This is a genomic window from Xanthomonas sp. NCPPB 4467, assembly GCF_041475665.2.
GTDB lineage: Bacteria > Pseudomonadota > Gammaproteobacteria > Xanthomonadales > Xanthomonadaceae > Xanthomonas > Xanthomonas dyei.
Genome location: NZ_CM191260.1, coordinates 5,206,399 through 5,225,134, shown reverse-complemented (window position 1 = coordinate 5,225,134; position 18,736 = coordinate 5,206,399). Strand labels below are relative to the sequence as shown.

General features: G+C 65.1%; 20 protein-coding genes and 1 pseudogene. 7 read left to right on the top strand and 14 right to left on the bottom strand.

Features of this window, described 5'->3' with window-relative positions; genetic code table 11:
• Positions 1-4 precede the first annotated feature (4 nt).
• Entirely contained in the window at positions 5-595 is a 591-nt protein-coding gene (locus ACCQ06_RS22840; RefSeq protein ID WP_146096775.1) for a hypothetical protein, read from the bottom strand.
• Between the two features lie 278 nt (positions 596-873).
• Between ACCQ06_RS22840 and ACCQ06_RS22835 the strand changes: the two genes are divergently transcribed.
• Positions 874-1,770: an RluA family pseudouridine synthase gene (locus ACCQ06_RS22835; RefSeq protein WP_316689608.1), complete on the top strand. Its 897-nt coding sequence runs from the start codon at positions 874-876 to the stop codon at positions 1,768-1,770.
• Between the two features lie 24 nt (positions 1,771-1,794).
• On the opposite strand, the gene ACCQ06_RS22830 is transcribed toward ACCQ06_RS22835, so the two are convergent.
• Entirely contained in the window at positions 1,795-2,040 is a 246-nt protein-coding gene (locus ACCQ06_RS22830; protein WP_115552350.1) for a helix-turn-helix domain-containing protein, read from the bottom strand.
• A 111-nt stretch (positions 2,041-2,151) separates the two neighbouring features.
• Between ACCQ06_RS22830 and ACCQ06_RS22825 the strand changes: the two genes are divergently transcribed.
• Positions 2,152-2,454: a hypothetical protein gene (locus tag ACCQ06_RS22825; protein ID WP_316689605.1), complete on the top strand. Its 303-nt coding sequence runs from the start codon at positions 2,152-2,154 to the stop codon at positions 2,452-2,454.
• Between the two features lie 106 nt (positions 2,455-2,560).
• On the opposite strand, the gene ACCQ06_RS22820 is transcribed toward ACCQ06_RS22825, so the two are convergent.
• Positions 2,561-2,992 carry a hypothetical protein gene (locus tag ACCQ06_RS22820; protein ID WP_211287747.1) on the bottom strand — a complete coding sequence of 144 codons (432 nt, stop codon included), beginning with the start codon at positions 2,990-2,992 and terminating at the stop codon, positions 2,561-2,563.
• Between the two features lie 231 nt (positions 2,993-3,223).
• On the opposite strand from ACCQ06_RS22820, the gene ACCQ06_RS22815 reads away from it, so the two are divergent.
• A complete protein-coding gene (locus ACCQ06_RS22815; RefSeq protein ID WP_316689604.1) occupies positions 3,224-3,625 on the top strand; it encodes an antitoxin Xre/MbcA/ParS toxin-binding domain-containing protein in 402 nt (133 codons plus the stop codon).
• Positions 3,626-4,028: 403 nt separating this feature from the next.
• Here ACCQ06_RS22815 and ACCQ06_RS22810 read toward each other — a convergent pair whose 3' ends face one another.
• A complete protein-coding gene (locus ACCQ06_RS22810) occupies positions 4,029-5,636 on the bottom strand; it encodes an alpha/beta hydrolase (RefSeq protein WP_316689603.1) in 1,608 nt (535 codons plus the stop codon).
• Positions 5,637-6,245: 609 nt separating this feature from the next.
• Here ACCQ06_RS22810 and ACCQ06_RS22805 point away from each other — a divergent pair.
• Entirely contained in the window at positions 6,246-6,806 is a 561-nt protein-coding gene (locus ACCQ06_RS22805; RefSeq protein WP_104617052.1) for a hypothetical protein, read from the top strand.
• Between the two features lie 125 nt (positions 6,807-6,931).
• On the opposite strand, the gene ACCQ06_RS22800 is transcribed toward ACCQ06_RS22805, so the two are convergent.
• The 4 genes from ACCQ06_RS22800 to ACCQ06_RS22785 all read right to left on the bottom strand — a co-directional run bounded on the left by ACCQ06_RS22800 (position 6,932) and on the right by ACCQ06_RS22785 (position 9,043).
• Positions 6,932-7,348, bottom strand: coding sequence for a type II toxin-antitoxin system VapC family toxin (locus ACCQ06_RS22800; protein ID WP_316689601.1), 417 nt, complete (start codon positions 7,346-7,348; stop codon positions 6,932-6,934).
• Complete coding sequence (locus tag ACCQ06_RS22795) at positions 7,345-7,599, bottom strand: FitA-like ribbon-helix-helix domain-containing protein (RefSeq protein WP_316689600.1); 255 nt, start codon at positions 7,597-7,599, stop codon at positions 7,345-7,347. Before ACCQ06_RS22795 ends, ACCQ06_RS22800 begins: the two co-directional genes overlap by 4 nt.
• A 138-nt stretch (positions 7,600-7,737) precedes the next feature.
• Complete coding sequence (locus ACCQ06_RS22790) at positions 7,738-8,850, bottom strand: type II toxin-antitoxin system RelE/ParE family toxin (RefSeq protein ID WP_316689598.1); 1,113 nt, start codon at positions 8,848-8,850, stop codon at positions 7,738-7,740.
• The gene (locus tag ACCQ06_RS22785) at positions 8,837-9,043 is read right to left on the bottom strand and encodes a hypothetical protein (RefSeq protein WP_115560731.1); all 207 of its coding nucleotides are present in this window, start codon (positions 9,041-9,043) and stop codon (positions 8,837-8,839) included. The genes ACCQ06_RS22790 and ACCQ06_RS22785 overlap by 14 nt, the downstream gene beginning before the upstream one ends.
• Positions 9,044-9,290: 247 nt before the next feature.
• Between ACCQ06_RS22785 and ACCQ06_RS22780 the strand changes: the two genes are divergently transcribed.
• Entirely contained in the window at positions 9,291-9,815 is a 525-nt protein-coding gene (locus ACCQ06_RS22780; protein WP_316689597.1) for a CcdC protein domain-containing protein, read from the top strand.
• A gap of 33 nt (positions 9,816-9,848) precedes the next feature.
• Here ACCQ06_RS22780 and ACCQ06_RS22775 read toward each other — a convergent pair whose 3' ends face one another.
• Together ACCQ06_RS22775 and ACCQ06_RS22770 are read right to left on the bottom strand one after the other, a co-directional pair.
• Positions 9,849-11,114 carry a phospholipase D-like domain-containing protein gene (locus ACCQ06_RS22775; protein ID WP_316689596.1) on the bottom strand — a complete coding sequence of 422 codons (1,266 nt, stop codon included), beginning with the start codon at positions 11,112-11,114 and terminating at the stop codon, positions 9,849-9,851.
• Between the two features lie 168 nt (positions 11,115-11,282).
• Entirely contained in the window at positions 11,283-11,831 is a 549-nt protein-coding gene (locus ACCQ06_RS22770) for an RNA 2'-phosphotransferase (RefSeq protein ID WP_316689595.1), read from the bottom strand.
• 141 nt (positions 11,832-11,972) lie between these two features.
• Here ACCQ06_RS22770 and ACCQ06_RS22765 point away from each other — a divergent pair.
• A pseudogene (locus ACCQ06_RS22765) lies at positions 11,973-12,185 on the top strand (YdeI/OmpD-associated family protein); the annotation flags it as partial.
• Between the two features lie 114 nt (positions 12,186-12,299).
• On the top strand, positions 12,300-13,661 hold the full coding sequence (locus ACCQ06_RS22760; RefSeq protein ID WP_228325386.1) for an MFS transporter: 1,362 nt from the start codon (positions 12,300-12,302) through the stop codon (positions 13,659-13,661).
• A 241-nt stretch (positions 13,662-13,902) separates the two neighbouring features.
• Here the strand turns inward: ACCQ06_RS22760 and ACCQ06_RS22755 are convergent, their stop codons facing one another.
• From ACCQ06_RS22755 to ACCQ06_RS22740, 4 genes are read right to left on the bottom strand one after another with little or no spacing between them, the layout of a single operon-like run.
• Positions 13,903-16,074, bottom strand: coding sequence for an FUSC family protein (locus ACCQ06_RS22755; RefSeq protein ID WP_316689594.1), 2,172 nt, complete (start codon positions 16,072-16,074; stop codon positions 13,903-13,905).
• Positions 16,071-17,531 (bottom strand): efflux transporter outer membrane subunit, encoded by a 1,461-nt coding sequence (locus ACCQ06_RS22750; protein WP_316689592.1) that lies wholly within the window; start codon positions 17,529-17,531, stop codon positions 16,071-16,073. Before ACCQ06_RS22750 ends, ACCQ06_RS22755 begins: the two co-directional genes overlap by 4 nt.
• A complete protein-coding gene (locus tag ACCQ06_RS22745; RefSeq protein ID WP_228325383.1) occupies positions 17,528-18,451 on the bottom strand; it encodes an efflux RND transporter periplasmic adaptor subunit in 924 nt (307 codons plus the stop codon). The genes ACCQ06_RS22750 and ACCQ06_RS22745 overlap by 4 nt, the downstream gene beginning before the upstream one ends.
• Positions 18,448-18,666: a DUF1656 domain-containing protein gene (locus tag ACCQ06_RS22740; protein ID WP_074052590.1), complete on the bottom strand. Its 219-nt coding sequence runs from the start codon at positions 18,664-18,666 to the stop codon at positions 18,448-18,450. The genes ACCQ06_RS22745 and ACCQ06_RS22740 overlap by 4 nt, the downstream gene beginning before the upstream one ends.
• Positions 18,667-18,736: the final 70 nt, after the last annotated feature.

Below are 18,736 nucleotides of genomic sequence, written 5' to 3'. Positions count from 1 at the left end.
TTCATTATCTTCTGGCTTCTCTTTTAAGTTCTTCCAGTGCTTCCTTGAGTCTTCCTGCCTGATCGTCACTTAGTTTTCGCATCCGCCCAATAACTTGCTGTATACGGTCTGCGCGGGATTTTTCGAATATTCGAGCCAAAATGTCAACCGATCGCTCACGTCCTAACTCAACTTCTCTTGGCGTTTCCAGTAACACAGAAGTTGAGCCTACTAAATAATTTTTGATTCTAGTTTCAAAATTGGAATGGCGGTCTTGTGGGTGATGGCGACCATCCTCAGTGACGATGATGTTGCCAAGTCGTTGACCGGCTTCATTGAATTGAAGTCGATTTTCGGGAAATTGATTGAAGGCTGAAATCTGGCTTGCCAACTTGTCTTGGATTTCAAGTCCCCCGATCACATACTGCTGTACATTCTTTCCCATGCTGCCACTGACCACGAAGATAGTGTCTCCTAATTGCACCCGTTTACGTAAGTCGGGCCGGCAAGTTCCCATAGTAGAACGCGCACCAGCAGTAGTTCTAAGAATTGGATCAGCTAGCGGACGCCCCATCCCAGGATCAGAGCCCGGTGAAACAAAGATGTAGCTCGACACGACCACCCCCCGTGTGAGTAAGCTTGCTTCGCCTCACTGGCGGAGCATATAGCAACTGTCTTTTACCTTTTTCTTAGTGGATTTGCCACGGAATTTTTTGCAAAGCTGGCTCGGCTGTGAAGTTGAGTTGATAAAAGTGGCTTGGCTGGACCGGTGCACGTCGCTAGCGCTGGCCTGACCGATGGATTAGCGAGATCTGCTGATAATTCAGCTCGGTATTAGGACTGTGATACACCGGGCGCTACGATCTAGGCTCTCCAGTCAACTCGATCCTATCGATGTCTATAGTTCGCTTTGCACAAGACGGCAGCCGGGCTAGCCGCTTTCAGCTCCCGTCGGGGCCATGGGAAACGGTGTTCGAAGCGCTGTGTGCCTGCTTCCCACGTGTGGATGTTGGTACCTGGCGTGATCGCTTTGTGCGGAGTCGTGTGCTGGATGCGAATGGCTATGCGCTCAACACATCGACACCATGTCGGCCTGGCGCCGACATCCACTATTTTCGCGAAGTAGTGGACGAGCCAGCCATACCGCTAGCGGAAGCGATAGTACATGTCGATTCGCACTTGGTGGTTGCCTGCAAGCCGCACTTCCTGCCCGTGATGCCAGCTGGTGCCTATGTGCGCGCGACGCTGCTGACGCGATTAGTGCGCCGCTTCGATAACCCCGCGTTGGTGCCGCTGCACCGTATCGACCGCGATACCGCTGGGCTGGTGCTGTTCTCGGCCAACCCGGCGACACGCGGGATCTACCAGGCGCTGTTCCGCGAGCGACGCATCCGTAAGCACTATCTGGCGGTGGCGCCGCCGCTGCCGGGGCTGATGTTTCCGTATGTGCATCGCAGCCGACTTGAGCCGGGCGAGCCGTTCTTTCGCATGCGCGAGTGCGTGGGCGAACCGAACAGCGAGACGCTGATCGATGTGGTTGCGCGCGGCGCCGACACGTGGACGTACCGGTTGGAGCCGGTCACCGGGCGCAAGCATCAGTTACGCGTTCATATGGCCGCGCTGGGCGCGCCGATCCTGCATGACCGCTTCTATCCCGATCTGGAAGATCAGCGGCCCGATGATCCCGAGCGGCCGTTGCAGCTGTTCGCGCAGACGCTGGCATTCGATGACCCGATCACGGGCGAGCCGAGACACTTCACCGCGACGGTCGCGCCGAACAGTCATGAGTGACCCAACAAGCGCTGGTTCGATGCGTTATTTCAGTTCCTTCTCGAAATCGCTAACGAACTTCGTCAGTGAGGTTCCGCAGGCGTTGCAGAAGTCGCGTAACTGGAGAAGATCCATCCGGCGACTGCCTCGCTCGACGTCACTCACATACGACTGTGGACGCTCAAGTGCTGTGCTCAAGGCAACCTGCGTCAACCCAGCGGAGAGGCGAAGCTCGCGCAGTTGCTGTAGCAGAATGTCGTAATGGTCTTTGTGGATCGACTTGATTGGCATGGCGGCAACGTTGATGGGCCGCACTGAAGCTATATCCCCTTTTCAAATATCTGAAAAAGGGATAAATTTGGCATGCGGACATCTTGTCCGCTCACGTCGAGGACGGATGCCATGACGACTTCGAAAACCCGCAAAACCGCCACGCTACGGACGCAGCAAGAGCCCTTCACCTTCGGTGTCACCGTCGCGCAGATCGACCAGTTCCACACGCTGCTGCGCACGATCACCGCGCAGAGCGACATGGTGGCGGTGTGCAGCGGCCATCCACTGGATGCCACCAGCCTGTCGGTGCTGGGCGAGAACATTTTCAATGCCGCACGCGCGGTGCGCGTGGTCGTCGACCAGATCCACGCGCAGCGGCTTAGCGATGATTGCGCAGTGCGGGTATCGCTAGGGCGCGGTAGCAAGCCGTAGTGCAGATATCAGATGCCGGGGCGCGCGCGTGCATGCGGCCCCGACGGGTGCAGGCATCGCTCGGGATGCCGGCTGAAACGGTTCCGGCGCGTAGCGCCGGATGGCCTCAACGCACCTTGTACAACACCGCCGCACCCGGCCGTGGTTCGAACATCGGCACGGTCTGCTGCTTGAGTGCGGTGCCCTTGGCGTCCCACACCAGCGTTTCGACCGGGTAGTCGTCCTTGCGGGTCATGGTGTCGATCTGCTTGACGATCACGGTCTTGCCGGCGGGCACTTCCGGGTTCCAGGCGAACACGCCCAGGCGCCCGTAGAACACGGCCGGAGCGGTGGCATCCAGGCGGCGGTCGGGGCACATCACCAGGCCACGCTCCAGCATCACGCGCAGCGCGCCGACAGGCACGGCCTTGACGGTGGGGCTGGTGCGCTCGGTGCTGTGGCCGGGGCAGACATTGGCCGAGCGGGTGATCATGTCTTCGGCGACTTGCCGGTCGGATTGCGCCAACGCCGGCACGGCGGTGGTGGACAGGGCAAGCAGGGCAACGGCGGACTTCCAGTTCATCGGCGACTCCTCATGAAATGACACTCCAGAAACGACGGCCCGGGTCACCCGGTGCCGCCAGCAACGCGCCCAGATGCTAGCAAGGAGGTTGTTAAAGACTGCCGATGGCAATGCCGGCTGACTGAGGCCGCGGCTGTCGGGAGACTCCTGATTGAGCGCGGTCAGCCGCACCGTTAGCGTGCGCGCTAGACACTGCCGGACTGCACCGTGGAACGCGCCGACCTGATTGACTCATTGCTCATTGGCATGCGCCGGGCCGAAGCCCTGCGCGCGCAGCCGTCCAGCTACAGCACCGCGCACAGCGCGCAGATGGCAGTCGATCACGGCAAGGCCGCCGACGCCGAGCTGGTGCTGTCGCTGTTCAAATTCAGCCAGGAGCATCTCAAGTTGCTGGGCGGTGCCGGGATCGAGGCGCTGGGCGAGATCGTGTGCCACGCCTGGGCACTGCACGGTGGCAATAACGAGGCGCTGATCCGCTGGTTTCGCGAGCCGATGAACGCGCTGGATGGCCAGACCCCCGCCGCATTGGTCCGCTCCGGCAGCCTCAAGGTGCTGCTGCTGGTATTGCGCCAGCAGATGGAGTGGGAGCTGCCCAAGCGCTCGGCGTGAGCAGCGAACAAACCGACTGTACCCATCGCCAGGCAGGCGTGGCCGGTGCGCGGTGCGCGCGTGCACACCGGTGATGGGTGCATCGTCCGGAGTCACCTGACGACTGCTGGATACGTGTTGTTAGCCGCTCTCAGTGGTAAGGCGACGATGCACGCGGTGTCGTCAGTGCGCGGTGTGGTCAGTGCCAGGCATCTTGCGCGTCGTGCGCTGCACGTTGGCGCAGGTATCGCGATGCGCAGCTGCGTTGCTGCACACAGCAGCCCTGCATGCGGTTGCACGAGCGCGCTGCTGGGCCGTGCGGTGTTGCACCGCAGGCGCAGATATCGCGTTAATCAACCGCGCGAAACCCCTCACGCACACCGCCGGGACGCCACGCGGCGGCCCCGGCAGTGCGTGGGCGCACTTACTGCTTCGGTCGCGCCACTGCGTACATTTCCGCGGCGATCTTCTTCATCAGGGCGTTGCCGTCGTCGCCTTCCTTGTACAGGTCGAAGTGGCTGCGGCCTTCCAGATAGCGGAAGTCGCTCTTGGCGCCCAGGCCGTCCAGCACCGACTGGAACTTATGCGCCGCGCCGTCCAGGTAGAACGTGTCGGCGGTGCCGACAATCAGGTGAATCTTGCCGTCCAGGTCCGGCTTGAGCGTGGGCCATTGCGCGGCCACGCGGGCGGCAATGTCGTAATGCGTGCGCCAGTAGGCTGCCACGGCCGGGTCGACCTTGCCGGTGTCGCGGTCGAACATCGGCACCGGGCGGCCGTCGGCGCCGCGCGGGGAGAACACCCATTCGAATGAGGTGAGCTGGCCGCCGTACGGGCCGAGCACGCGTTCGAGCTTGGCGAAGGTTTCCAGCTCGGCCACCACCTTGCCCCCATCGCGGACCAGCGGGAACTGGCTGCCGTCGGGGCGCCGGTAGACGTTGGCATTGGGCGCGTACAGATCCGGGCCGGTGAAGTCGCGGAAGTCGCTGGAATCGGGCGAGGTGGACCAGGTGCCGCCGAACAGTTTGGGGTAGCGCGTCTGCAGCCACAGCGTGGCCCAGCCGCCGGACGAGTGCCCGGTCAAGAACCGGCCGCTGGCCTTGCCGTCCATCTTGTACTGGCGCTCCAGCGCCGGGAGCAGCTCTTCGGTCAGCGCGGTGCCCCAGGGGCCGTTGTTGACCGAGTCGGCGAACTCGTGGGTGCCGGTGGGCGTGGCCTGATCCAGGAACACCCAGATCATCGGCGGCATCTGCTTGGCCGCCATCGCGCTCCAGGTGGCGGCGATGCTGCCGGCAAAGCGGTTGTAGTTGCCGCCGAAGCCGTGGGTGACATACACGGTGGGGTAGCGCGTGCGGGCCTTGGCGTCATAGCCGGGTGGGGTGAGCACGCGTGCGCGCAGCGAGACCGGCCGGCCCCAGAACGCACTCAGCGACGGGCTGACCATCGAGGCATCGGTGGTGTGCAGCTTGGCCTCGGGCACGGCGTCGCGCACAGCCTGCGGTGCGCGTGGCGACACCTGCCACGGGTCGTCGGAGACAGGCAGCTGTGTGCTCAGCGTCAGTGCCGGCAGCGCTGCGCCTTTGCCCAGGGTGACCGGCGTCACCGCGCTCAGCAGATCGCCGCCATCGCGGCCGCTGTAGCCATAGCTGTGGTCCGCGTCCAGCACGGCCTGGAACAGATAGGCACCGGCCGGCAGCGCAGAAAACCCGTTCGGGTAGGCGATGTTGTCCAGATCGATCTGCACGCTGGCCCCCGGCGCAAGCCCGGCGACTTCCTGCGCTGCCACCGCGGTGGCACTGGGACGGAACGGGTTGGTATCCACCGCCTCCACCTTGCCGTCCTTGGCCTGCGCCTGCGCGTCCTTAGCCAGGGTGGCGAACACCAGCAGCCGCCCGGAGACGGGCTGGTCGGTGGCGCCGCCCAGGGTGACGCGCAGCAGGCGATGCGCGGCCTCCGACTCGGCGGCGTGCGCGGCGCAGGCGCACAGCAGGCCAACGGCCAGCCCAAGGCGAGGTGCAAGACGATGCAGGGACATGCGGATCCTTTGAGACGCAGATGGATGGAGTGGGCGTGGCAACCCTGCGCAGACTGTAGCCAGTTTGCAGCGGGCTGCGGGCTCTTGGTGCGATGTCAGGTCAACGGATCCGATCTGCCTGCCCTGTGACCCTGTCCGGCCGCGCTGGCCAGCGTCAGTAACCGGGTGGCCTGACTGGTGTGTACGCAGGTTGCGCCGTGCAGTGATTCCATTGCTACGGCCGTGGATTTTCAGTATCGGTCGATCACTGAGATTGAGAACAGATCCGACCTTCTGTCGGGTTGAAAATAGGCGATGCATCACGCATCGAAGTGAATGAGACGATTTGTCGGGTTGTGAAACGACCGCTCTCCAAGATCGCTATATCAAGCGTTTCTCAGCGTGCCGAGTGACATATTCGTTAGAGCATGCGTTGGCGAGAATCGTGAGATCGAGATTGGAATCAAGCGAGAACGTAAACCGACGGTTTTTGTTTGGATGGCTGAGTGAGACATGTCACTTGTGCGGGATGCGCAGGAAACGTCGGGATGAACATGTTCGTCATGCCAGGCAACGCCGCCAATGCGCGTCCAGTGCCATTAACCCGCTTCAGACTCAGGAGTTTTCGACATGCATCAAACACTCAGCCTTTCTCGCCAACTCGTCGCATGCAGTGCATTACTGCTGACGACGGCGGTGTGCATGGAATCGACTATTGCGGCCCCGGTCAGCAACACCGAGCGGGTTACCTTGAGCCATGTCTTCGCCACGCTGCAGAGCGGGCAGGAAGACAAGAAGCCGGAAGACATTGCCGCATGTCGCAAGCAGGTTGCGGCGCCGAGTTCCAAATACCTGGGCGTGGTGGTCACCACCAAGTATTCCATCGATGCGCAGTCCATGATCATGACCGCCTCGTCGTCGCTTCCCTCACCCGTCGCGACACAGCCGCTGATGCTGACGGTGCCGCTGTCCCCGTTGGGCTTGTCTGGCGAATATGCCTTCGGTGCGTTTCGCCCGAGCGCGTTGCCCAATACCTATGTGCTGTTTTCGACCGGGCTGAATTTCAAGGGGCCGCAGTCGTCCGTGCTGGTGCTCAACAGCGACAAAACCTACAACTGTCTGGTGACCAGCAATCCGGCGCCGTTCAAGGGAGCACTGGGGACCAAGCTGGGAAAAGACCAGGGGAGCTGATGTCTGCGACCGCCAGGTAATCGACGCACGAGCCGAAGACAGCTTCGGCTCGTGCGGTCGCTGCTTTCAAAGCAGTGCGTTAGAGATCGGTGCCGGAATGACGGTGTATCACCGCACGCTCCAGATCAATTCCACGGGTTGATGACGTCCAACCCCATCGCCGCGAACGGTGCCGTGTCGCGCGTGGCAACGGCCAAGCCTTGCGCGGCTGCCGTTGCAGCGATGTAAGCGTCGGCGCGCCCGAGTGTGAGTCCTACGGTTCTGGCTTTCGATGCGAGTGTCGCGAATGCGTGCGATGCGTCCAGGTCGAACGCCAGCAGGCGCCCGTTGAACAGCGGCAATACATCGCTTTCCAATCTTGCATGCAACGTGGATCGCTTGCGGCCCTTGGTCATCACCGCAATACCAAAACGTAGTTCAGCCACCGTCACGACCGACAGTAACAGCGTCTCAACCGCCTGCGCATCGATCCAGGCGATGACCTTCGGGTTGGGCTGAGGCCGCCAAAGTTCGGAGATGACATTGGTATCGATCAGGATCACTTCAGACCGATTGGCTTGATCGCGGCCCTGTCGCGCAACGAGTCGAACGCGTCTGCCTGTTTTGCTGTCAGGCCAGCGTCGCGGCCGATATCCACCAGCAGGGAGCCGAGTTTGACCCGGTCTGCGGGTTTGGCCGCCGACGCAAGGATTGCGCGGATCTCCGCCTCGGTGCTGCGGCCGTGCAGTGCGGCCCGCGCGCGGATTGCGCGATGCACTTCCTCGGGGATATTGCGGACGGTGAAAGAAGGCATGTTGCCCTCCCGATGACATCAGGGTGCTTGCACTTTAGAGAAGTGCAAGCACTCAGGCAACGCCAACACGCCGGTTATCGATGTAGTCATTCCCGCACTAGCAGGTAAGTGGAATCCGGCCCAACCCAGACCCACCGCTTACCGATACGGCCCCGGCCCGCGCCAGACCGGTTCGCCCTGGCGGTAGACCTCCATCATGTTGATGACCTCGCGGGCGTCGCCGATGTTCTTCAATTCCGGCGAATCCGGCGGCAGCAGGCGGCATTTGCTGGAGCCGCGTTTGAGCGCGACATCCAGCGGGCAGACCATGCGTTGCTGGGTGCCGGGCAGGATGATGGCGATCTCCTGCATGCCCTGTTCCTTCCACGCGCGCAGCTGGGTTTCGCTGCGCACGTCGTAATAAACCTGGAAGCCGCCGATATCCATGCTGGGCTGGGCGTTGCTGCGGTCGCGGCGGCGGCCTTCGCTGATGGTGGGCGTGTTGGCGCTGCCGTCTTCGGCGGCATCGGCCGGTTCGTCGAGCATGCCCGGTGGGCGGCCGGTCCAGGTTTCGGGGCGGCGCTGCGGCGGCGATGACGGTTCGGCCGGCGGTTGCGGCGGGGTGGGGCGTTGCACCGGTTGTGCACGGCGCTGCTCGGCCAGGCTGCCGCGGCGGGTGTTGCCTTGCGGCGGCACCGGGTTTTTGGCGTTCTGCACCAGCGTGGATTGCAGCGGCGAGGCGGCCGGCGGCGGCTGCACCGGCGCAGGGGTCTGCGAGGGCGGTGTGGGCGTCGGCGAGGGCACGGGTTGCTGCGACTGATCGGTGTCGCCGACAAAATCCACCTTGGTGCGGCCACCGCTGGCCGAGCCTTGCGGCGGGGTCATGCTGGGGGTGGAGGCGGACAGCAGGATCAGCAGCATCAGCACATGCAGCAGCGCGCTGATCAGCGCGGCGATCCACGGCTCGATACGTTCGATCAGCGGTTCGCTGCGGGGCAGCCAGTCGCTGGGGTCCAGATGGACGTGCAGCAGCTGCAGCGCGTCGTCGCGCACGCGGTAAACCAGCACGTAGGGCGTGTGCTTGACCACCCACTCGCGGGTACCGGGCACGCGGCCGGCGTGGCCACGCCCGGGCTGCTCGGCCAGGGTGCGGGTGGCCTCGAGCACCTGCCGCGCCATCGCCGCGGCAATGGTCGGGTTGAGCGCGTGGTAGTGATCCTGGGCGTGGGCGAGCTGCTTGGCGGCCGGGACGGTCCAGTCACGCCGCAACATCAACGCCCCATCTGGCGAACAGTGCGGTGACCTGGGCCGGTGCGGTGATGGCGCCCTGGTCGGCTGCGGCAATCCCGTCCAGCACCGCGGCCTGGAAGCTGGCCGCCCCCACGACGCGCACCACGTCCTGCCAGCCTGCCGTGTCGGGCAGCGTATCGATCAGCGTCTGGGCGTGGTGCTTGATGGCGGACATGGCACTGCGGTGGGGGAGTACTGCCGGCAAGTCTACCGCCGCGGCCTTGATCCGCGTGTGGCAATGGCTGGCGCGCGTGCGCGTCGTTCACCGGAGGCGATGGCAGCGGCGGTCGGGAGGGCGACGCACCAAGAGGCTTGCCGCCGCCAGACACGCCGCCGGCTGCAGAAAGTGACGCTTGGCACCTTGTTCGCGGTGCCGGCGGGTTTCATCCTGCAGCGGTCACTTCACCCACACAGGATTGGTCATGCCCGCTGCTGCCATCGCACCGTTTACCCCGTACCTGTCGATGGCGGCCATCGCCTTCATTTACTACCGGCGCATCCGCCGCAGCTTCGGTCGCCAGCAGTGGAAGCCGGTGGGCACTGCGGTGCGTGCGGCGGTGCTGGTCATCGCCGCGGCTGCGCTGGCGTTTGCGGTCTACGGATTACCGCAGGTGCGGCTGGGCGTTGCGCTGGGAACGGCGGTCGGCATCGGGTTGGGCGCAGTGTCGCTGCGTTACACGCATGCCGAATGGGTGGACGGCCGCGGCTGGTACACGCCCAATCCATGGATCGGCGGGGCGTTGATGCTGGTGCTGCTGGGCCGGCTGGCCTGGCGCTGGGGCGCCGGTGCTTTCAGCGAGGGTGCGGCCGCTGCCGGGTCGCAGGCCAGCCCGCTGACCTTGGGCATTGCCGCCGCGCTGGTGCTGTATTCGCTGGTGCATGTGGGCGGGGTGTGGTGGCGCCTGCGCCAGCTGCGGTTGCAGGCCGCGGCTTCCGCAGTGGTGTGAGCGGGTGCGGTGCGCGCCATCGGTGACGTTGCATCACACCTGCGAACGGAACGGGAACACCAGCTTTTCGCCCAGCTTCTGCCGCAGCGGCCGCGCCAGCCAGCGCTCCAGCGTGTACTGCTCGGCGTGTTGCAGGTCGCGTCCGAATACTTCGGTCATGCGCGCGGCCAGCGCGGCGTCGTAGACATTCAGGCTGGCCTCGTCGTTGAGGCGGAACGAGCGGATGTCGAAGTTGGTCGAGCCCACCGACACCAGCAAGGTGTCGATGATCAGCAGCTTGTTGTGCAGCATGGTGGGCCGGTATTCGTGGATGGCGATGCCTGCCTGCAGCAGCGGCTCCCAGCTGGCCTTGGACGCCAACCGCACCGACACCGCATCGATATGTTTGCCCGGCAGCAGCACGCGGATCTTGACGCCGCGGCTGCGCGCTTCCAGCAGCGAGCGGGTGATCAGCGCATCCGGCACGAAGTACGCCGCGGCCAGATCGATGGACGTGCGTGCCGCGGCAATGGCGATCAGATACATCAGGTGCATGCTCTCGCTGCCGCCGGCCGGCGAGGCCACGAACAGCTGCGCATCGCTGTCGCCTGCTGTCGCCAGCTGCGGGTAATACTCGGCGCCGTTGAGCACGCGCCCGGTGGTCTTGATCCAGTTGTCGTTGAAGGCGGCCTGCACCTGCGCCACCACCGGGCCTTCGATGCGGTAATGCGAGTCGCGCCAATGCTCCGGGTCCTGCGCATCGCCCATCCACTGATCGGCCACGCCCACACCGCCGGTAAAGCCGATGCGGCCATCGATCACCAGCAACTTGCGATGGGTGCGGTTGTTGACGCGGTGCAGGTTGTACCAGGTCAGCGGGCGGTAGCGGTGCACTTCTACGCCGGCATCGGTCATCTCTTCGACCAGCGACGGGTCCATCTTCAGACTGCCGCCCCAGTCGATGGTGACGCGCACCTTGACGCCGGCGCGCGCGCGCCCGGACAGCGCCTGGCTGAACTCGCGGCCGATCTCGCCCGACCAGTAGATGTAGGTTTCGAAGGTGATGGTGTGCTGCGCTGCGCGGATGGCGGCCAGCATCGCCGGAAAGATCTCGTGGCCGTTCTGCAGCACCTCGATCTTGTTGCCGGGCAGGATCGCAGGGCCCAGCAACACCGACATCTCGCGTTTGAACTGCGGGTCGGACACGTCGTAGCAATGGCTCGGAATATGCTCGAGCTTTTTCTCAGGCGTGGCGAAGTTGAGCAGCAGCAGCCCCACCAGCAAGGCGATGACGACCGTGGCCACGATGATCCATGTCATGCATCCAACTCCTATTCCCCTGCCACTGCGGCCACAAGCGGCCGGCATTCTGCCAAGGCGCGCGGCATGGGGGTTGTGAAGGCAGGCGCGTGCGCTGCGCTGCGAGGCACTGCCGTGGTGCCGTACCACATGCCGCTGCGCGTAGCGGCAGTTGCCGGCCTGCGCGGGTCAGGTGGCCTGGGTCAGAAACGCTACCGGTACCGCGTCGATGAGCCACACGCCATTGTCGGCTTCAAAAAACCGCAGGCCCTGGTCATGCATCTGCCCGGCCTGGACGATCAGCAAGACCGGCGTGCCATAGCGGGCGCCCACGTGCATGGCGGTCTGCGGATCGGCCGACAGATGCACATGGTGGCGTTGGCCCGGGCGCAGGCCTTCGCGCAGGATCGCGTCGAGAAACCGCGTGGCGGTGCCGTGGTACAGCAGCGTCGGCGGTGTCTTTGCCACGTGCGCAAGCGCCACGCTCGCCGTCGAATGACCCTGCACTGCACGGATGCGCAGGCCGTCGGCAGACAGCCCAAAGCGCTGCTTGTCGCTGCTGGAGACCACCGCGCCGATCAGCTCCGCATCCAGCGCCTTGCCGTGGGCATTGGCTGCCGCAATCAACGCGTCGATGTCTGCCCAGCCGTCGCGATCCAGCGTCAGCCCGATGGATTCCGATGCATGCCGCAAGACGTAGCTGAGGAATTTACTGGTCTCGGTGTGATGCTTGCTCATGGTGATTGCGCTGGACGATCCGTGTGCCCTGGACGCTGGAGTTTACAAGCGGGGATGGAGGCGGCTGCCTGAGCGCCGGGCAGGCGCGTTTGCTGCTGCGGTTCGGCGGTGCGTCCGTTTCTGGTGCAGCGTCCGTGCTTCCCAAACGCACGTGCCACCTGGGGCGTCATCACCGCGGTGGAGCGGCGCGACTGGATCTTTTGGGTCACCTCGGGCAAGAAGGCCGACACACGGATCAAGCGCATTGCCACTGCCTGCGACATGCTCGCCTCCGGCAAGCGGCGTGCGTGCTGTTTCGACCGGTCGGGTATGTACAGCACATCGCTTGCGGCGCCAACGCCCAAAGCGGGCTGAAGCGGGCGCGCGGCAGCCGGATCTGCGGGGTGTATATGCGCCGAAATGCTTACATGCGTCACACAAGTGCGCACCTATACTCCCAGGCTGCCCCACCGAAGAGGTTCTGACCGCATGAGCGCACCCCCCTCGTCTCCGATCGCCGCCGGTTCTGGCGCAGCACCCGGTAGCCTTCGCCGCTCGGTGTCCAATACGCTCAAGGGATCGGCCGGCAACCTGGTCGAGTGGTACGACGTCTACGTCTACTCGGTATTTGCCACCTATTTCGAATCGCAGTTCTTTTCCAAGGAGGACAAGAACGCCACCATGTTCGTGTGGGCGATCTTTGCGATGACGTTTTTGATGCGGCCGATCGGTGCGTGGTACTTCGGTCGCTTTGCCGACCGCTACGGCCGGCGCCTGGCGTTGACGATCTCGGTGTCGATGATGGCGCTGTGCTCGTTCGTGATCGCGGTGACGCCGACGGTGGCCACCATCGGTATTGCCGCGCCGATCATCCTGTTGCTGGCGCGCCTGGTGCAGGGCTTTGCGACCGGTGGCGAATACGGCACTAGTGCGACCTACATGTCCGAGGCGGCGATTCCAGGCCGACGCGGGTTCTTGTCGTCGTTCCATTACGTCACCCTGGTGGGCGGGCACGTGCTGGCGCAGACCACCTTGCTGGTGATGCTGCACTTCTTCGATGCCTCGCAGGTGTCCGAATGGGGCTGGCGTGTGGCGTTCGGTCTGGGCGGTATCGGTGCGCTGGTGGTGTTCTGGTTGCGTCAGACCATGGACGAATCGCTGAGCTCCGAATCCATCGCCGATTCGCGCACCGGCAAGGCCAAGGCGTCCGGCTCGATGCGCGAGCTGTTCGTCAATCAATGGCGCCCGCTGTTGCTGTGCTTCTTGATCACGGCCGGCGGCACCATCGCGTTCTACACCTATTCGGTGACGGGCCCGAAGATGATCCAGACCGCGTTCGCCGGTGGCGACGTGATGGCCGGCACCATCATCAACCTGGTTGCGCTGACGCTGTTGATGCTGATGCAGCCGGTGGGCGGTTGGCTGTCGGATATCGTGGGGCGCAAGACCTTGCTGGTGTTCTTCGGCATCGGCGGCGTGCTGTACACCTGGTTCCTGGTGACCGAGCTACCCAAGCAGACCGACTGGTTGACCGCATTTGCGATCCTCACCGTGGGCTTTGTGATCCTGACCGGCTACACCTCGATCAATGCGGTGGTGAAGGCGGAATTGTTCCCCACCCATGTGCGCGCGCTGGGCGTTGGCCTGGGCTATGCGCTGGCGAACTCCGCGTTTGGTGGCACCGCGCCGCTGTTGTATCAGGCCTCGTTGAAGACCGGTCACGTGAGCGAGTTCGTGATCTACGCAACCGCGGTGATCGCGGTGTCGTTGGTGGTGTACATGTTCTTCCTGACCAACAAGGGCAGCAACTGGCTGGATGACGAAGCGGCGATGCGTCAGCGCAAGCGGTGAGGTGCTTTGTCCTTCTCCCATCGGGAGAAGGTGCCCGAAGGGCGGATGAGGGGCGCCTCAGGCGACTAGCATGCCAGCCATGGTGAACGCGTCGCCACGCGTCGCCAAGGTGAAGCATCGATATTGCGGTCGTGCATTGGGACACCCCAACCCCAACCCGGGCTCCGGCCCCGCGCCCCGGCCCGCGCCAGCAGCGCGGGCGCTCCAAGGCACGGCGCGCCAGTGGCGCGCAGGCAGTGCCTTATCGCCCCGCAGGGAGAGGGGCTAAATCAGGCTTCTGGTGTCTGGCATTTGCTTCCTTCTGAGCCATCTCGGCAAACACGCTGTAACGCAGGCCGATCAAGCCCAGCAGCGCGTCATCGCGATGCGTTCCCGCCGTCACCTTGCCCACGCGCGCCAGCGAGGCATCCAGACGCGTACGCAAGGCATCCGGTGCAGGCAACGGACGCTTGTGCGCGATCTGTTGCCGATAGTGCGCAGCGACATCGGCCAGGATGGTGTCCACCGCGTCCACGCTCGATGGCGGCAAGCCGTGCCGTGCGCTGCGCAGCTGCAAGATGTTCAAGCCCACGCGTACTTCGCTGAGCATATCCATCGATGCCAGGTCGCTACCTTCCGGCGCCAGCGCCAGCCTGGGCGCGAGCAAGCCGAGCAGATCCAGCATGCGTGCGGCGAACTGGTGGCGGTCCTGCGCACCATGGCCATCGGCGGCGTCGGCCAGCGTGCGCCACGCCTGGCGGACCAGGCGACGCGCGCTCCATTCGGCGCCGACCGAGCGGAACACCTTTGTGAGCACCACCGCGAATCCGATCCCCAGCACCATCGCCACGGCAGCGTTGACGAAGCTCTGGATGTTGGCGTTGTAGGTGTTCTGCAGGCTGAGCAGGGCGGTGAGATTCACCACCAGCGGCAGCGCGATCAACATGCTCTTGGGCCGATGCAGCAAGGCGCCGATGGGCAGAAACACCGCCGCCAACAGCAGCACCAACATCGGGAAGTCGTGGATCGCGGGGAAGATACCGAACAGGTAAATACCTGCGACCACGCTGGCGACTACCGCCCAGGTCAGAAACGACACCATGCTGGGTGCGGGGTCGTCCTGCGCGGCAAAGAACGCGGCCGTGACCGCGGCCATCATCGCGCCGTTGCCGCCGCCCTCCCAACCGATGCCGATCCACAACACGCAGTACGCCAGCAGCGCAAAGCCAGCGCTGAGCGCGGAAAACGCCGCCATGCCGAAGTCGATGTGGCGCGCGCTGCTGGCAGGGACGCCCGCATCGGCGGTCTGGGGCCGCGAGATGCCGAGGCGCTGCAGCAGCGAGGGTCGCAGGCGCGAACGCACACCGGCATCGCCTTGCGCAGCGTCCATCGATTCGGCTGTTGCAGGCTGTCTTGCCGCCGGCGGCGCGGTGCCTCGCAGCAACGCCTGCTCCAGCGCGCGGCAGTCTTGCCAGAGGTCGAGCAATTCTTCCAGGCGCAGCAGCAAGCTCGCCAATAGCAGATGCTCGATGTCCTGATCGACCACCGGGCGCAGCGCGGCGATGCGTGCGCGCATCGCGTCGACATCGGCATTGCTGCCTGGGTCCTCGCGCTGATCCACCCAACCGGCGACCTCGTCCAGCAGCGCCTTGAGTGCGGGCGACTGTGCAGACCCATCGCGCTGCAATGCATCCAGCCGGTCGGCGATCGACGACAGCACCGGCAGCAGCATCAGCATGCGCGCGCGCAGTTGCTCCATCGCCGGCGCCGCACTGGCATGCCGTGGGTCGTCGTGACGCACGAAGGCGATCAAGGCCTCGAACTGCACCAGGTCTGCCGCCAGCCGGTTACGCGGCGTGTGCGAGTCGCCACGCTGCAGCACCTGCCGGCACCATTGCGCAGCGTCCTGCATCCAACCGCCGATGCGTGCGGTGACCATCGGCCGCACCGAAGCGGGGAACACCAGCGAGGCAAACAGCACCGCCATCACCGTGCCCAACACGATCTCTTCGCTGCGCGCCACCACGGTGTCGAAGATGCCTTCCGGCGCAGTCACCGCAGGAAAGCCGATAAACGCGGTGGTGTAGCCGGCCAGCAAAAACGCATAGCCGCGCGGGCCGCGATTGAGCAGCGCCAGAAACAGGCAGGCCGACAACCACAACGCCATCGCCGCGCTCAGCAGTAGCGGGGTTTCTACCAGATTCGGCAGCATCACCAAGGTGGCCGCGCCGGCCAGCACGGTGCCGAGCACGCGGTACACGCCCTTGGCGCGGGTGGGGCCGAGCAGTGGTTGCGAGACGATATAGACGGTGGCCATCGCCCAGTACGGCCGCGACAGATTGCCGGCCAGCGCCACGTACAACGCGGCGATCGAGGCGGCAAAGGTCTTGACCGAAAACAGCCAGGCCTGGCGATCGCGCAGCAGTGCGTTCATGGCGCGGCAGTGGTAGCGGTGGCGTCGGTGCGGGCGTCGGTGTCCCAGCCGCCGCCCAGCGCCAGAAACAGCTGGAGTTGATCCTGCGACACCTGTGCCTGCGCAGTGGCCAGGGTCATGTCGGCGGTGGCCAGGGTGCGCTCGGCATCCAGGCTGGACAGATACGGGGTGCGCCCGCCCTGATACAGCCGGCGGTTTTGCGCCGACGCCAGTTCGGCCTGTTGCTGTGCCTGTTCCAGCAGATGCAGGCGGTCCAGATCCTGCGCGTAGCGCGCCAGCGTGGTCTGCACCTCGCGCAGCGCCTGCAGCACGGTGTTGTCGAACTGCGCCAGCGCGGCGTCGGCGCCGGCTTCTGTGGCGCGCACGCGGGCACGCGCACCGCTGGACGGCAGCGTCCAGGAAATCAGCGGGCCGAACGACCAGGCATGCGTGGCCGGCTCACCGAAGTCCGCCAGCAGGCCGGTGGCGCCGATCGAACCGCCCAGGCGGATCTCCGGATACAGCTCGGCGGTGGCCACGCCGATACGCGCGGTGGCCGCGGCCAGCCGCCGCTCGGCCTGGCGCACGTCCGGGCGACGGGCGAGCAGGCTGCGGCCATCGCCAATCGGGATGGGTTGCTGCAAGGCCGGCGCATGCGCGCAGCGGTCGACACCGGCAGGCACTTCGCCGGGCGTCTTGCCGAGCAATGCCGCCAGTTGATAGCCGGCTGCCTGGCGGCGCGCGCGCAGCGGCGGCAGGGCGGCTTGCAGCATCGCCACCTGCGCGGTGGCGCGGGCCAGATCCGGTGGGGTGCCGCGTCCGGCGGCGATCAAACGTTGGGTGATCTCACGGCTGCGCTGCTGCAATTGCAGCGAATGCTCGGCCACCTGCAGTTCGTGGTTGGCGTGGCAGATCTCCACATAACTGCCGGCGACCTGCGCGGCCACATTGACACGGGCCAGATCGATCGCGGCCTGCGCCACCTGCGTATCGGCGTGCGCGGCTTCGGCGCCGCGTTGCAGCTTGCCGAACAGGTCGAACTGGTACGACACGCCGAACTTGCCATCGGCCAGGTTGAACACCGGCAGCTTTTCTTCCTGCAGGAAGGCTTCGGCCGACACCTGCGCGCGGCTGACGCCGGCGTCCACCTCGTAATCGAAGCCGCCGGCATCCATGGCCTGTTCGTACACCGCTGCGGCACGGCGCAGGTTGGCGCTGGCGACCTTCAACGCGACGTTGTCGTGCAGCGCCTGTTCGACCAGGCCATCGAGCATCGGGTCCTGGTACAGCGCCCACCAGCGTGCCGGCAGCGGCGCGCCGGGCTGCACCTGGTCGTTGCCGGTGTCCAGAAACGCGGCGTTGGCGGCCGGCCGCTGGTAGGCGGACTGGTCGGGCAGTGCGTAATTGGGGCCGACCGTGCTGCACGCCGCCAGCAACGTGACGGCCGCGCTCAGGCCGAGCAGACGCAGGCGCTTCATGGCGCGGCCTTTGCCTGCACACGTGCAGGAGCCCCAGCAGACGGCGCCGGTGCGGCATCGGGCAGGATCGTCACCGTGGCGGTACGCCCCGCAATCAGCTGCACGTGCGTGGGCACCTGATCCAGCGCAATGCGTACCGGGATGCGCTGCGCCAGCCGCACCCAGTCGAACGCCGGGGTGACATTGGGCAGTGCGCCGGCGCTACCGCTGCGATAGCGGTCTTCGATGCCGGCAGCGATGCTTTCCACATGCCCGTGCAGGGTCACTGGCTCGCCCATCAGGCGCACGTCCACGCGCTGGCCGGCATGCACGCCATGCAGGCGGGTTTCTTCGAAATAGCCATCGACGCGGAACGAACCGGTATCCAGCACCGCCACCACCGGGCGCCCGGCGCTAACGTAATCGCCCACGCGCACGGTGCGGTCGCTGACATGGCCATCGGCCGGGCTGCGCACCTGCGTGCGCTCCAGATTGAGCTGGGCCAGATCCACCGCCGACTGCGCGGTGGCCACCGCAGCCTGCGCCTTTTGCACGTTCGAGCGGCGCACCTCGGCATCTTCGGCCGCCACCAGGTCCTGCAGGCTGCGGTCGCGTGCAATCTCGCGGCGCAACTGGGTCAGCGTGGCCTGGCGCTCGGCCAGCGCGGCTTGCGCCTGTTCCAGCGCAATTGCATAGCGCGCGCGGTCCACCACAAACAGCAGCTGGCCGCGCGTGATCGCCTGGTTGTCGTCCACCGCCACCGATTCCACCAGTCCGGACACGTCGGGGGCCACCTGCACCACATCGGCGCCCACGTGCGCATCGCGCGTCCACGGCGCGTCCATGTAGTAACGCCACAACTGCTGCAGCACCAGCGCGGCTACCACCACCATTGCCAGGGTCAGCAGCGCCGGCCCAGCGGTCTTGATCAGCTTTTTCACGATTGCATCCAACGGGTAAGGAAAAACAGGCCGCCCAGCAGCGCGATGTACAGCGCCAGGTTGAACAGCGCCGGGTGCCAGACATGGCGATACGCACCGGCGCGGGTCAGCAGCGCGCCAATGGCGCTGTTGAGCAGGTAGGCCAGCGTCATCAACGCCAGCAAGGTGGGAACGAACACACCGTAGAGACTGAATTCGCCGTACATCGGGCACATCCTGGGAAAGGGAAACAACCACGCCCGGCGCAGCGCAGCACGCGCGCGAGGGCCTGCGGAACGTCACAAC